At 66.4% G+C, this 14,518-nt stretch carries 12 protein-coding genes; 5 read left to right on the plus strand and 7 right to left on the minus strand.

Features of this window, described 5'->3' with window-relative positions; translation table 11 throughout:
• Window positions 1-39: 39 nt before the first annotated feature.
• The gene (locus G6N27_RS17070; RefSeq protein WP_232065118.1) at window positions 40-2,076 is read left to right on the plus strand and encodes an acyltransferase family protein; all 2,037 of its coding nucleotides are present in this window, start codon (window positions 40-42) and stop codon (window positions 2,074-2,076) included.
• Here G6N27_RS17070 and G6N27_RS17075 read toward each other — a convergent pair whose 3' ends face one another.
• The 6 genes from G6N27_RS17075 to G6N27_RS17100 form a co-directional block, all read right to left on the minus strand.
• Window positions 2,077-2,736 carry an O-methyltransferase gene (locus tag G6N27_RS17075; RefSeq protein WP_163778033.1) on the minus strand — a complete coding sequence of 220 codons (660 nt, stop codon included), beginning with the start codon at window positions 2,734-2,736 and terminating at the stop codon, window positions 2,077-2,079. It abuts the gene before it with no gap.
• Between the two features lie 44 nt (window positions 2,737-2,780).
• The gene (locus G6N27_RS17080; RefSeq protein WP_163778036.1) at window positions 2,781-3,713 is read right to left on the minus strand and encodes an NADP-dependent oxidoreductase; all 933 of its coding nucleotides are present in this window, start codon (window positions 3,711-3,713) and stop codon (window positions 2,781-2,783) included.
• Window positions 3,714-3,772: 59 nt separating this feature from the next.
• Complete coding sequence (locus tag G6N27_RS17085; protein ID WP_163781934.1) at window positions 3,773-4,516, minus strand: L,D-transpeptidase; 744 nt, start codon at window positions 4,514-4,516, stop codon at window positions 3,773-3,775.
• A gap of 235 nt (window positions 4,517-4,751) precedes the next feature.
• Window positions 4,752-6,890 carry an elongation factor G-like protein EF-G2 gene (locus G6N27_RS17090; protein ID WP_163778039.1) on the minus strand — a complete coding sequence of 713 codons (2,139 nt, stop codon included), beginning with the start codon at window positions 6,888-6,890 and terminating at the stop codon, window positions 4,752-4,754.
• An 88-nt stretch (window positions 6,891-6,978) separates the two neighbouring features.
• Window positions 6,979-7,386, minus strand: a complete 408-nt coding sequence (locus G6N27_RS17095) for a TIGR03668 family PPOX class F420-dependent oxidoreductase (RefSeq protein ID WP_163778042.1) — start codon at window positions 7,384-7,386, stop codon at window positions 6,979-6,981.
• A gap of 5 nt (window positions 7,387-7,391) precedes the next feature.
• Entirely contained in the window at window positions 7,392-8,153 is a 762-nt protein-coding gene (locus G6N27_RS17100; protein ID WP_163778045.1) for an SDR family NAD(P)-dependent oxidoreductase, read from the minus strand.
• Between the two features lie 206 nt (window positions 8,154-8,359).
• Between G6N27_RS17100 and G6N27_RS17105 the strand changes: the two genes are divergently transcribed.
• The 4 genes from G6N27_RS17105 to G6N27_RS17120 all read left to right on the plus strand — a co-directional run bounded on the left by G6N27_RS17105 (window position 8,360) and on the right by G6N27_RS17120 (window position 13,310).
• Window positions 8,360-9,385, plus strand: a complete 1,026-nt coding sequence (locus tag G6N27_RS17105; protein ID WP_163778048.1) for a S1C family serine protease — start codon at window positions 8,360-8,362, stop codon at window positions 9,383-9,385.
• Between the two features lie 91 nt (window positions 9,386-9,476).
• Complete coding sequence (gene treS, locus G6N27_RS17110) at window positions 9,477-11,246, plus strand: maltose alpha-D-glucosyltransferase (protein WP_276044612.1); 1,770 nt, start codon at window positions 9,477-9,479, stop codon at window positions 11,244-11,246.
• Window positions 11,243-12,562 (plus strand): maltokinase N-terminal cap-like domain-containing protein, encoded by a 1,320-nt coding sequence (locus G6N27_RS17115; RefSeq protein ID WP_163778054.1) that lies wholly within the window; start codon window positions 11,243-11,245, stop codon window positions 12,560-12,562. The genes treS and G6N27_RS17115 overlap by 4 nt, the downstream gene beginning before the upstream one ends.
• 67 nt (window positions 12,563-12,629) lie before the next feature.
• The gene (locus G6N27_RS17120; protein ID WP_163778056.1) at window positions 12,630-13,310 is read left to right on the plus strand and encodes a YoaK family protein; all 681 of its coding nucleotides are present in this window, start codon (window positions 12,630-12,632) and stop codon (window positions 13,308-13,310) included.
• A gap of 67 nt (window positions 13,311-13,377) precedes the next feature.
• Here G6N27_RS17120 and G6N27_RS17125 read toward each other — a convergent pair whose 3' ends face one another.
• Entirely contained in the window at window positions 13,378-14,370 is a 993-nt protein-coding gene (locus tag G6N27_RS17125) for an esterase family protein (RefSeq protein ID WP_163778058.1), read from the minus strand.
• Window positions 14,371-14,518: the final 148 nt, after the last annotated feature.

Below are 14,518 nucleotides of genomic sequence, written 5' to 3' on the forward strand. Positions count from 1 at the left end.
TTCCCCGCGCCGGTTCCTTCTGCTCGGCGACCACGGTGGATCGCCCCGCCGCCCGCATTTCGGTCCACCTCACGCCGGACATCTGACACCACAGGTCGACGTCCGGGGATCCGCGCACTGGACGGCGTACGCGCCTTGGCGGTCGCGCTGGTGCTCGCCGATCACGGCGGCGTGGCCGGCATGACGGGGGGATTCCTCGGCGTCGACGTCTTCTTCGTGCTCAGCGGTTTCCTGATCACGTCGTTGCTGCTGGACGAATTGGGTCGCACCGGCCGCATCGATCTGGCCAACTTCTGGATTCGGCGGGCCCGGCGGCTGCTGCCGGCATTGGTGTTGATGGTGCTGACCGTCGCCGTCGGGCGGCAGTTCTTCTCGCCCGAAGCCGTCGCCCGGTTGCGCGATGACGCCGTGGCCGCGTTCTTCTGGGCGGCCAACTGGATGTTCGTCGCCGACAAGACCGACTACTTCACCCGGGGTGCTCCGCCGTCGCCGCTGCAGCACGCCTGGTCGCTCGGCGTGGAGGAGCAGTACTACCTGGTCTGGCCGCTGCTGCTGGTCGCGGTGGCGGTGGGGTTGGCGAGGCGGGCGCGTCGCCGGAACACCCGCGCCACCCTGGGCGGCGTCCGGTTGACAGTGTTCGTGCTGGCCACGCTGGGGGCGGCGGGCTCCGCCGCGGCCGCCATCCTGCTGGCCACCGATGCCACCCGCGACCGGGTCTACTTCGGCACCGACACCCGGGCCCAGGCGCTGCTGGTGGGTGCGGCGGCGTCGGCGTTGCTGGTGGGCGATTGGTCGTCGCTGAACCGTGGCTGGTCGCTGATCCGGTCGCGGACCGGGAAATGGGTGGCCCGACTACTGCCGGTCATCGGGCTGGCGATGTTGGGGGCGGCCGCGCATTACGCCACCGGCAGCGCCGGTGAGTTCCGCGGCGGCCTGCTGATCGTGGTCGCGATCGCGGCGGTGCTGGTGATCGCCCCGGTGGCGCTGGATCAGCGTGGTCCCGTCGCCGCCGTGCTGGCCTGGGGCCCGCTGGCGTGGCTGGGCACCATCTCCTACGGCGTCTACCTGTGGCACTGGCCGATCTTCCTGGTGCTCAACGGCCAGCGGACCGGTTGGTCGGGACTGCCGCTGTTCGCCGTTCGGTGCGCCGCCACACTGGCGGTGTCGACGGTGTCGTGGTGGGCGATCGAACAGCCGATCCGGAAATGGCGTCCGGTGCGGGTGCCGCTGCTGCCGCTGGCCGGTGCCACCGTGGCGACCGCCGCCGCGGTGACGATGCTGGTCGTCCCCGTGGTCCCCAAGATCAGCGGTCCACTGGCCAGCAGCTTGCCTCCCGGCGTGTCGCCGGTCGCGGTCGTCTCGCCGTCACCTCCGCAGGGCGTGCGGCCCGCGGGCGCCGTCGGGCACCGAGACCCGCACCGGCCGTTCACCGTCTCGGTATTCGGCGACTCGATCGGCTGGACGTTGATGCACTTCCTGCCGGCGACGCCGGGATTCCAATTCATCGACCACACCGTCATCGGCTGCAGCCTGGTGCGCGGCGGCCCCTACCGCTACCTCGACGAGACCCTCGATCAGAAGAACGAATGCGAATCGTGGCCGGGCCGATGGGCATCGCAGGTCGCCATCGACCAACCGGACGCCGTGCTGTTGGTCGTCGGTCGCTGGGAGACGGTGGACCGGGTCAACGAAGGCAAGTGGACCCACATCGGCGACCCGGCCTTCGATTCCTACATTGCCGGCGAACTGCGGCGGGCAGTGGACATCCTCAGCTTCGGCGGTGCGCCGTTGACCGTCACCAACCTGCCCTACAGCAGGCGCGGTGAACGACCCAACGGGAGCCTGTACCCCGAGGACGACCCGCACCGGGTCGACGAATGGAACACGTTGCTGGGCAGGACCATTGGCAACCGTCCGGACGTCAAGATATTGGACTTCAAGAAGAAGCTCTGCCCGGACGGCGTCTACACCGCCAAGGTCGACGACATCCCGGTCCGCAGCGACGGCGTCCACCTCACCGATGAAGGCGTCAAGTGGCTGACGCCGTGGCTCGAACAGTCGCTGCGCACGAAGTGACTATGCTTCGGCGTAGCTGCTGATCTCCATGCTGTCGCTCTCCCGGACGGCGAAATTGGCGCTCACATAGCCATTCTCGACGTCGCGCACGTGATCGAGGTAGGGCCCGATGCTCTCGGTCGAGGCGTTGTCGGCGACCACCAGAGCGCCGGGTGAGAGCCGGCCCTCCAGCAACTTGATGACCGGCAGGTACAGCTCTTTCCACCCGTCCAGCAACACGAAATCGACTGGCCCGTCCAGGCTTTCCAGCGTGGCGAGGGCGTCGCCTTCGAGCACGGTGATCAGGTCGTCGAGCCCGGTATCGATGAACGTCTGCTTGGCGGCGGCGATCTTGGTTTCGCTGATCTCGGTGGTGATTACCCGGCCGGTGCCGTTGTCGCGCACTGCCGACGCCAGGTGTAGCGCCGAAATACCAAAGGACATACCGAATTCCACGATGGTCGCCGGACGGGCAGCGCGCACCAGGGAGTACAGCAGCCGACCGGCTTCGGGCGTCACCGGGATGTAGAAATCGCTCATCGCGTCGGCGCGCTCTTTGACGGTCCGTGCCGCGGACATGTCGGGTGCCCGCTCACGCAGCTGCGACATCTGGGCCTGCGATGCGGCGTACATCCGGTCCAGGACGTCGGCGACCCGTGGATCTTGCAATGTGATGGTCATGATCTCCAGCCTAGGCGTTAATGAACGCCCGCGGGCACTTCCCTTCAGGGCAGCAAAACGATCTTGCCGTGGGTGTGCCGCTGTTCGAGCTCTTCGTAAGCGTCGGCGACGCGGTCCAGCGGGTAGCTCGCCGCGACGTCGAAATCGACTGCGCCAGAAACGATCAGCCCGGCGATCTCGCTGAGCACGGCGGGTGTCGAGGCCTCCGCGCTGCCCTCGGTCTTCGCGCCGACTTCAGCGGCCTTCGCGAAGGAGATGATGGTGTTGATCCGGTCGGGTGGCACGCCGAGATCGACCGCCAGTTGCACGTAGTCCGGTCCGAACAAGTCAATGAACGCATCGATGCCCTCCGGCGCGGCCTGCCGCAGCCGGTCGGCCAGCCCGTCGCCGTATTCGACCGGTACGACACCGTGGGCGCGCAGCCACTCGGCGTTGCCCGCCGATGCGATGCCCAGTACCCGCACGTCGCGCAGGGCCAACAGTTGCACGACCAGGCTTCCGACGCCGCCGGCCGCCGCGGACACCGCGACGGTCTCGCCGGCCTGCGGGGCCACGGCGCGAACGGCGGCGTAGGCCGTCGCACCGACCACGTACAGCGATCCCGCGGTCTCCCAACTCAGTTCGGCCGGTTTGCGAGTCAGCTGATCGACCGGGACATTCGTATGCGTCGCGTGGCTGGATCGCTGGAAGCTGAATCCGAGTACCTCGTCGCCGACGGCGAATTCGTCGACCCCGTCACCGACCTCGAGGACGACACCGGCCAGGTCGCTGCCCTCGCCGGAGGGAAAGGCGGTCGGGAACTGCTCGTGCAGCGCGCCGCTGCGGATGGCGGCCTCACCCGGGTTGATCCCGGCGGCCCGGACCTCGACGAGCACCTCGCCGGCGCCGGGCACCGGTCGGTCGATCTCGGCCACGTACAACACGTCACGCCCGCCGTATCGATCGAAACGAACCGCTCGTGCCGGTGAAGGTGTCATGCACGCCGCAACTCGGCCTCGCGCGGATGTATTCCGCGGATGGCTTTACGAATCGGACGTCAGGCCACCACGTTGATGGGGTCGCCGATGTGGACGGTGTCGAAGTACCACGCGGCATTGTCCGGGCTGAGATTGATGCAGCCGTGGCTGACGTTCGCATAGCCCTGAGAGTCCACCGACCATGGCGCCGAATGCACATACACGCCGCTCCACGTCACCCGCACGGCGTACTGCGCGGTGATCTTGTAGCCGTCCGAGGACTCGAGCGGGATGCCGATGGTGCGCGAATCCATCACCACCGTGCGCTCTTTGGACAGTGCGGAGTAGTTGCCCATCGGTGTCGGGCGACTGGGCTTGCCCATCGACGCCGGCATCGTGCGCAGCACCTCGCCGTTCTGGCTGACGGTGAAGGTGTGCGCGGAGATGCTGGCAACGCCGACCACTTCGTCGCCGGTGCCGAAACCCGTTGACAACGCGTGCACCTGGACGCCGACGTGGCTGTGGGCCGGCCAGTAGCCGTCCGGCTTCCACTGCACCACGTTGGGCTCGACCCACTCGAATCGCCCGGTCATGTGGTTCGGCGGAGCGATCTTGATCGCCCGCTCAGCCGCCGCCCGGTCGCCGACCGGCGCAGCGAAGGTGACGATAACCGGGTGGGCGACGCCGACAACGGCGCCGTTGGCCGGCTGGATCGACGCGACGCTGTCGGTGTTTATCGGCGGTGCGATTGCCGCCACGCCTGGGGCGCCGGATGCCGCCACGGCCAGGACACCTATCAATACCGCGAGGCCCACACATCGCATCGTTCTACCCACGGTGTTCACCCTCCGAAATGATGCAAGCCGGTAGCGCTCACATTCTGTTTCTCTAATATGTACCTTATCGAGCTTTCAGCAAACTGACTGAATATTGCCCAAGTCGTGATGAATTCGCCGAAATGATGACCACTTCAGCTGGTAGAGGGCATGATCCCGGGCTGGGTGTGACCCTGAATTCTTTGCATCGGGTTTGGTGTGGCAAGCGAACAACGATGCAGTTTCAGTCGGCGGACGTCACCCGGGATGCGGCGGACTCCGGCATCGGCTCGTATCTGGCGAACGAGCGGGTGAACGAGGCCGCGCCATGGGAGAGCGAGCGTAGGTCGATCGCGTAGCGGGTCAATTCGACCTGCGGCACTTCGGATTTCACCAGCGTCCGATCGTTGCCCGCGGTGTCGGTCCCGAGCACCCGGCCGCGGCGTCCGGACAGGTCGCCCATCACGGCGCCGACCAGATCGTCGGGTATCAGCACGGCGATTTCGTCGATCGGTTCGAGCAGCTTGATCTTCGCCGCTGCGGCCGCCTCCTTCAACGCCGCCGAACCGGCCATCTGAAAGGCGAAATCCGACGAATCCACGCTGTGGGCCTTGCCGTCAAGCAGCGTCACCCGGATGTCGACGACCGGATAACCGGCGTGCACGCCCCGTTCCATCTGGGCGCGCACCCCCTTTTCCACGCTCGGGATGAACTGACGAGGCACCGCGCCACCGACCACCTTGTCGACGAACTCGAATCCCGACCCCTCCGGCAGCGGTTCCACCTCGATGTCGCAGACCGCATACTGACCGTGCCCGCCGGACTGCTTGACGTGCCGGCCATGGCCTTTCGCCTTGCCGCCGAATGTTTCTCGCAGCGGCACTCGCAGCTCGACGGTGTCAACGGTGACGCCGTAGCGGTTGGTCAACGCGTCGAGCACCACACCGGCGTGTGCTTCGCCCATGCACCACAGCACCACCTGGTGGGTCTCCGGGTTCTGCTCGATCCGCAGAGTCGGGTCCTCGGCCGCAAGCCGGGCCAACCCAACCGACAGCTTGTCCTCGTCGGTCTTGGCGTGCGCCTGAATCGCCACCGGCAGCAGCGATTCCGGCATCACCCACGGCTTGAGCACCAGCGGTTGAGCTTTATCGGACAGGGTGTCGCCGGTTTCGGCCCGGCTCAGGCGGCCGATCGCGCACATGTCACCGGGCAGCACGACGGATGCGGGTCGCTGCTGCTTGCCCAGCGGAAAGGACAGCGCCCCGATGCGTTCGTCCTCGTCGTGGTCGGCATGACTGGAGCCGTTGGATCCGAAAAATGACGAAAAATGGCCCGACACATGGACTGTCGTGTCGGGCATGATGGTCCCGGAGAACACCCGGACCAGACTGAGCCGGCCCACATAGGGGTCGGACGTCGTCTTCACCACCTCGGCCAGCAGCGGTGAGTCGGAGCCGCAGGCAACTTTGGTGAAGGCGGCGCCCTGCGGTGTGAAGACTTCCGGCAGTGGATGTTCGCGCGGCGACGGGAATCCGCGAGTGGCGACCTCGAGCAGTTCCAGCGTGCCGACACCGGTGCTGCTGCAGACCGGGATCACCGGGAAGAAGGAGCCACGCGCCACCGCCTTCTCCAGGTCGTCGATCAACACCGCCTCATCGATCTTCTCGCCGCCGAGATAACGTTCCATCAACGATTCGTCTTCGGATTCCTCGATGATTCCCTCGATGAGCGTGCCGCGGGCATCCTCGATCTGGTCGGCGTACGACGAGTCCGGCGTGCGGGTGGTCCGGTTGCCGTCGGCGTACACATAGTGCGTCTGCGACAACAATCCGATCAGGCCGTCGTCTGCGGGCAGATAGAGCGGTAACACCTTGTCGCCGAACGCATGCTGCGCCCCGGTCAGCGTTTCCTGGTAGTTGGCCCTGGCGTGGTCGAGTTTGGTGATCACCACCGCCCGCGGCATCCCCACCTGGCTGCACTCCTGCCACAGCGACTTCGTCGGTTCGTCGACGCCTTCGTTGGCCGCGATCACGAACAAGGCGCAGTCCGCCGCGCGCAACCCGGCCCGCAGCTCCCCGACGAAGTCGGCGTAGCCGGGAGTGTCGACGAGGTTGACCTTGATGCCGTCGTGGGCCAGCGACGCCAGCGCCAGACTGACCGAACGCTGCTGGCGGATCTCGGCGTCGTCGTGGTCGCAGACCGTGGTGCCGTCGGCGATGCAGCCGGGCCGGGACAACACGCCGGAAGCCACCAGCAGCGCGTCCACCAGGGTTGTCTTGCCGCCGCCGGACGGGCCCACCAGGACCACGTTCCGGACGGCGGCCGGATCGGCTACGGCGGGTGCGGCTCCTGCGCCTTGCGAACCGTGGGATTTGTCAGCCATGACGTGCCACTCCTCATGCCCAGGGAACGTGATGCAGGTCACTTTTCTCCTGGCGGACGCCGAGCACAAGAGCCGATGGCGGCGATGCTCAGGCGTGCCAGCTGATCCACCGCCCGACCGTGACCGCCACGACGGCACCGTCCAACGAAACAGACTGGTACTGGGCGTATTTCGCGCGGAGCAGGTCGCGTCCGTGCTGCATCGCGGCGCCGTCGTAGTGGATCTCGGCGATGCCGTCGGCGCGAACCCACCACAGCTGCGTCCAGTCCTGGTCATAGTGATCGACCAGCAGACTCACCCGCGGGTTGGCTGCGATATTGGCCAACCGGCGCAACCGTCGGGTTGTTTTCGGCTTGGCGTCGACTGCGGTGTAGACGATCTCGGCGTCGACGGCGAACACCACCGGCACCAGATGCGGCCCGCCGTCGGGCGCGACGGTCGCCAGGCGGGCAACCTGTGCCTGCGCGAAGCGAGTCGTAGCGTCGAAGTCGGTCACGAGGCTCAGGTGATGGTGAGGCCGCCGTCGACGGTGATGGTCTGGCCGGTGACGTAGCCGCCGGCCGCCGACGCCAGCCAGACCGCGGTGGCGGCGAGTTCACGTCCGTCGCCCAGCCTGCCGAGGATCAGGCGATGCGCCTGGCTCTCCAGGTATCCCGGCTTGTATTCGTCGGTCATCTCGGTCTTGAAAAAGCCCGGCGCCAATGCGTTGACCCGAATGCCTTTTCGCGCTCCCCACTGCTGTGCCAGATCGCGGGTGAGCCCGATGATCCCCGCCTTGCTGGCGCTGTAGGCCGCCTGCGGCAGTCCTGCGGTGGTGATGCCGAGAACGCTGGCGACGTTGATGATCGAGCTGCCCGGTTGCATGACGCGCCCGCAGGCCTGAGCCACCCAGTACGCACCGTTGAGGTTGACGTCGATCACCGAGCGGAACTGCTCGGGCGTCTCACGGGTTGCCGGATGAGCGGTCCCCACGCCGGCATTGTTGATCAGTACGTCGACCCGGCCGAACGTCTGCATCGCAGCATCCACCAGGGCCTGGCACTGCTCGGGCACCGCGACGTCGGTGGCGACCGTCAGCGCTTTGCGCCCGGCGGCCTCGACGAGCCCGGCTGTCTCGGCCAGTCGGTCGACGCGGCGTGCACCCAGCACGACGTCGGCGCCGGCCTCGGCGAACGCCTGGGCGAATGACACGCCCAGCCCGGACGACGCGCCGGTGACCACCACGACTTTGTCGTCCAGTCGGAAAGAATCGAGCACGCTCATGGAAAAGACACCTTTGCTGTCGAGTGGCCGTCCGGCCGGACGCTAATGAAGCTACCTAACGGCTGGTAGCGGGCGAGAACCCGACGTTGATATGCCCGTTCGAACAACGCAAGCTACGGTTGAGTACACAAAGTTGTGCCGTCAACGTAAATATGTTGTGGCAATTCCAGCCCGATACGGGTGGAACCTATCCGGGAGGTGACGGGATGAGCGGATCGCACCGCCGTGTACCGCGACGGTCGCTGCGCTTGCTCAGTCTGCTGGCAGCAATGGCGTTGGGGGTGGCCACGGCGCCCGTGCACGCATCACCCTCGATACCGCCGGCGCCACGAGACGCCGCAGCAGCCGCCGCCCAGGTCGGTCCGCAAATCGTCGACATCGACGCCAAGCTGGGCTACCAGAGCGCGATCGGCGCCGGCACCGGCATCGTGATCGACGGGGGCGGTGTCGTCCTGACGAACAATCACGTGGTCGCTGGTGCTACCGACCTCACCGCGCGGTCCATAGGCACCGGCCAGACTTATCCGGCCACGGTGATCGGCTACGACCGCCAGCACGACATCGCCGTGCTGCAGCTTGCCGGCGGCGGACTGCCGGTCGCCAATATCGGCAACTCCGACTCAATCAGCGTGGGCGAGCCGGTGGTGTCACTGGGTAACGCCGGCGGTGCCGGCGGGGCGCCCAGCGTCGAGCCGGGCCGCATCTCGGCACTGAACCAGACCGTGTCGGCGAACGACGCGCTGACCGGCAGCACCGAGACGCTGAACGGCCTGATCCAGGTCGATGCGAATATCCGACCCGGGGACTCCGGCGGACCGACCGTCAACAGCGCCAACCAGGTGATCGGCATGAACACCGCAGCCTCGCAGAACTACCACCTGGGCCGCGGTCAGGGTTTCGCGATTCCGATCAACGAGGCCATGGCCATCGCCGGGCAGATCAGGTCCGGTGGCGGCTCGCCGACGGTGCACATCGGCCCGACCGCGTTCCTCGGTGTCGGCGTCAACGACGCCCCCGGCGGTGCCATTGTTCGCCAGGTGATTCCGGGCGGCCCGGCCGCCGGGGCCGGCATCAGTCCCGGTGACGTGATCACCGCCATCAACGGTCAGCCGGTCAACTCCGCGACCGCGCTGACCAATATCCTCGACCAGCACCACCCCGGCGACAGTGTCAACGTGGGACTGGGCGGACGGGACGCCAACGTGACCTTGGCGGGCGGTCCGCCGGGCTGATCCCAACGCCGCAGCTACCGATGCTGTGGCCAATTCGTTTGGCGGGCAAGGTTTTCGATCGTGTGCCTAGGGTACGTGTAAAATCGTGGACTTGACGAGCGACTCAGACGACACCGTTGCGCACGATCCAGCAGAGGGAAGTCACGTCGAAGCCGGCGTAGTCGAACATCCCAGTGCCGACGAATTCGGCGACGCCAAGTCACTGCCCGCCGACCCGACCTGGTTCAAACACGCGGTTTTCTACGAGGTGCTCGTCCGCGCCTTCGTCGACGGCAATGCGGACGGATCGGGCGATCTGCGGGGGCTCATGGAGCGCCTGGATTATCTGCAGTGGCTCGGCGTCGACTGCATCTGGCTGCCGCCGTTCTACGACTCACCGCTGCGCGACGGTGGCTACGACATCCGCGACTTCTACAAGGTGCTACCGGAATTCGGCACTGTGGAGGATTTCGTCTCGTTGCTGAACGCGGCGCACGAGCGCGGGATCCGGGTCATCACCGACCTCGTCATGAACCACACGTCGGAGTCGCATCCCTGGTTTCAGGAGTCACGGCACGACCCCGACGGCCCTTACGGCGACTTCTACGTCTGGAGCGACACCAGCGAGAAGTACACCGACGCCCGCATCATCTTCGTCGACACCGAAGAATCGAACTGGACCTTCGACCCGGTGCGCCGGCAGTTCTACTGGCATCGGTTCTTCTCCCATCAACCGGACCTGAACTATGACAACCCGGCCGTGCAGGAAGCGATGATCGACGTGCTGCGCTTCTGGCTCGATCTCGGGATCGACGGTTTCCGGCTGGACGCGGTGCCCTACCTGTTCGAGCGTGAGGGCACCAACTGCGAGAACCTGCCGGAGACGCACGCCTTCCTCAAAACCGTCCGCAAAGTGGTCGATGACGAGTTCCCGGGCCGGGTGTTGCTGGCCGAGGCCAACCAGTGGCCGGCGGACGTCGTCGAATATTTCGGCGATGCCAGCACCGGCGGCGACGAGTGTCACATGGCATTCCACTTTCCGCTGATGCCGCGCATCTTCATGGCCGTCCGCCGCGAGTCACGGTTCCCGATCTCGGAGATCCTCGGGCAGACACCGGAGATTCCGGACATGGCGCAGTGGGGGATCTTCCTGCGCAATCACGACGAGCTGACGCTGGAGATGGTCAGCGACGAAGAGCGTGACTACATGTACTCCGAGTACGCCAAAGACCCGCGGATGAAGGCGAACGTCGGGATCCGGCGCCGGCTGGCTCCGCTGCTGGACAACGACCGAAACCAGATCGAGCTGTTCACCGCGCTGCTGTTGTCGCTGCCCGGGTCGCCGGTGCTGTACTACGGCGACGAGATCGGCATGGGCGACGTGATCTGGCTGGGCGACCGCGACGGCGTGCGTACCCCCATGCAGTGGACCCCGGACCGTAACGCCGGATTCTCCAAGGCCAATCCCGGTCGGCTGTATCTGCCGGCCAGCCAGGACTCGGTCTACGGGTACCAGGCCGTCAACGTCGAGGCGCAGATGGACACCTCAACGTCGCTGCTGAACTGGACTCGCACCATGCTGATGGTGCGCAGGCGACACGACGCCTTCGCGATCGGGTCGTTCCAGGAGTTGGGCGGGACGAATCCGTCGGTGCTCGCCTACGCCCGGGTGTCCGACGGAGACGTGGTGGTCTGCGTCAACAACCTGTCGCGTTTCCCGCAACCCATCGAACTCAACCTGCAGCATTGGAACGGCTACGTCCCGGTCGAGTTGACCGGCCGAGTCAAGTTTCCGCCCATTGGGCACCTGCCCTACCTGCTGACCCTGCCGGGCCACGGGTTCTACTGGTTCCAGCTGTGCAGGGCCGAGGAGTCGCAATGAATCTGCCGTGGTCGGAATGGCTGCCGCAGCAACGCTGGTATGCCGGCCGCAGCCGCGAGCTGGCCACCGCCGAGGCGGGCCATGTCGTTGCGCTGCGCGACGGTCTGGACCTGGCGCTGGTGGACGTCGCCTACACCGACGGCTCAACCGAGCGCTACCAGGTGCTGGTCGGCTGGGATTCCGAGCCGCCGGCCGAGTACAGCACTGTCGCGACCATCGGAGCCGACGGCGACCGCGTCGGCTACGACGCGCTGTACGACCCGGCCGCGGCGTCGTTCCTGCTGTCGTTGATCGACTCGTCGGAGACGCGTGACGACGTGTCGTTCGCCAAGGAGCCGGACGTGACGCTGCCGGTGGGTGCCTATCCGCGGGTGTCGGACGCCGAACAGAGCAACACCAGCGTGATCTTCGAGCGTGACGCCATCGTGAAGGTCTTCCGCCGGGTCAGCCCGGGTATCAACCCCGACATCGAGCTCAACCGGGTGCTGGGCCGGGCTGGGAACCCGCATGTGGCGCGGCTGCTGGGCGGCTACGAGCTGACCGCGCAGGACGCTGCCACCAGCAGCCCGCTTGGCATGGCGACGGAATACGAGGCCAACGCGGCCGAAGGCTGGGCGATGGCCACGGCCAGCGTGCGCGACCTGTTCGCCGAGGGTGATCTGTATGCCTATGAGGTCGGCGGCGACTTCGCCGGCGAGTCCTACCGCCTGGGCGAGGCCGTCGCGTCCGTGCACGCCGGGCTCGCCGACGCCCTGGGCACCTCGCAGGCGCCGTTCCCGGTCGACACCATGCTGGCGCGGTTGGCGGCGGCGACCGGCGCGGTTGCCGAGCTCGAGCAGTACGCGGCGAGCATCGAGGAGCGCTTCCAGAAGCTGGCTGAGGAGACCGTCACCGTGCAGCGAGTGCACGGGGACCTGCACCTGGGTCAGGTGCTGCGCACACCGGAGACCTGGCTGCTGATCGACTTCGAAGGCGAGCCGGGTCAGCCGCTGGAGGAGCGGCGGGCGCCGGATTCGCCGCTACGGGACGTGGCGGGCGTGCTGCGGTCATTCGAGTACGCCGCATTCGGGCCGCTGGTGGATCAGTCGGCCGACAAGCAACTCGCGGCGCGTGCGCGAGAGTGGGTGCTGCGCAATCGAACCGCGTTCTGCGATGGCTACGCCGCGGCATCCGGTGTCGATCCGCGGGATTCGGCGCTGATCTTGGCGGCCTACGAATTGGACAAGGCGGTGTATGAGGCCGGCTACGAATCGCGGCACCGGCCCGGGTGGTTGCCCATTCCGCTGCGATCGATCGCCAAGTTGATAGCAAATTGATGTGAGTCTCGCCTGAATCGCTGTCCCCGCCCTGCCGTCTTCTTTGCTGCGGTGCAAGCATTGAGCCATGCTTCGGGAGACATTCGACAGTGAAGCGCGGTTGTCGTACGTGCTGGCGGGGTTGGCCGGCATCCTGGGCGCGACCGCCTTCACCCACTCGGCGGGGTACTTCGTCACGTTCATGACCGGCAACGCGCAGCGCGCGGCCCTGGGCTACTTCCGCGACGATGTGACCTTGTCGGTGAGCGCCGGCCTGCTGATCGTCGCGTTCGTGTCGGGCGTGTTGGTGGCGTCGGTGTGCAGGCGGCACTTCTGGGTGGCACACCCGCACGGGCCGACCGTGCTGACCACGGTCAGCCTCATTGCGGCGACCGTCGTCGACGTCTTCGACCTGGGCTGGTACCAGAACGAGTTGGACTTCCCGCCGATCTTCCTGGTGGCCTTCGGTATTGGCGCGCTGAACACCTCGTTCGTCAAGGACGGCGAAGTGTCGGTGCCGCTCAGTTATGTGACCGGCACGCTGGTGAAGATGGGCCAGGGCATCGAACGTCACATCGCCGGGGGAGAGCTGTCGGACTGGCTCGGCTACTTTCTGTTGTTCGCGAGCTTCACCCTGGGTGCCACCGCGGGTGGTGCCATCAGCCTGGTCGTCAACGGCACCGGCATGCTGGTCGTGGCCTCTGCGGTGTGCGCGGTAACGACCGCATACACCTACTTTCATCAAGACCGCCGCGCGTTGCTGAAATAGCTCTCCGGACAAGAACATCGGCAGCAGCGCGGGGGGTGCGCTGCTGCCGATGTGTTGGGGGGATCTATCAGGTGGCGGCTTGAGCGGCGCTCAGTGTCCGCTGGATGTCGGGCTTCATGGCGACCAGTTGCTGGTTCCAGTAACCCCAGTCATGCGTTCCGTTCGGCGGGAAGTTGAACGTGCCGTTTCGGCCGCCCGCCGCGGTGTAGTTGTCGCGGAACTGCTCGTTGGTGCGCAGCGTGAACTGCTCCAGGAACTTGGCCGGCATGCTGTCGCCGCCGAGTTCGTTCGGAGTTCCGTTGCCGCAGTACAGCCAGATGCGGGTGTTGTTCTGCACCAGGCGGGGGATCTGCACCATCGGGTCGTTGCGCTTCCATGCCGGGTCGCTCGTCGGGCCCCACATGTTGGTGGCGTTGTAGCCGCCCGCATCGCCCATCGCCAGGCCGATCAGCGTCGGCCACCAACCCTCTGACGGGTTCAGGAAGCCGGACAGCGACGCGGCGTAGGAGAACTGCTGCGGGTAGTACGCGGCCAGGATCATCGCTGAACCGCCGGACATCGAAAGACCCACCGCGGCATTGCCGTTCGGCGAGATGCCACGGTTGGCTTGCAGATACGCCGGGAGCTCGCGGGTGACGAACGTCTCCCACTTGTAGCTCTGGCAGCCGGCTTTACCGCAGGCCGGCTGGTACCAGTCGCTGTAGAAGCTGGACTGTCCACCGACCGGCATGATCACCGACAGGCCGGACTGGTAGTACTCCTCGAACGCCGGGGTGTTGATGTCCCAGCCGTTGAAGTCTTCTTGGGCGCGCAGCCCGTCGAGCAGGTAGACCGCGTGCGGTCCGCCGCCCTGGAACTGCACCTTGATGTTGCGGCCCATGGCCGCCGACGGCACTTGCAGATACTCGACGGGCAGACCCTTTTTGGAGAACGCCCCTACGGTCGCCGAGCCCCCGATAGCACCGACCAGGCCGGACAGCAGCGCCGCGCCCATGATCGCGATTGCCAACCGGCGCGGCAAACTCCCTGCCGCACCGCGGAACTTCTCTGCGAACTTCATAGCTCCTACACATCCCAACTTTCATATGCCGCACGATGCGGTCGAATAGCTGTCTGTGGCAGTCAAACACGGAACGAACCACACGCTTGTGACTCGCCTCGGGGTGGGGGATCGCGGTTCGCTAACGATTGAGGCTCGCAGCGTTACC

The organism is Mycobacterium cookii (genome assembly GCF_010727945.1).
Classification (GTDB): domain Bacteria; phylum Actinomycetota; class Actinomycetes; order Mycobacteriales; family Mycobacteriaceae; genus Mycobacterium; species Mycobacterium cookii.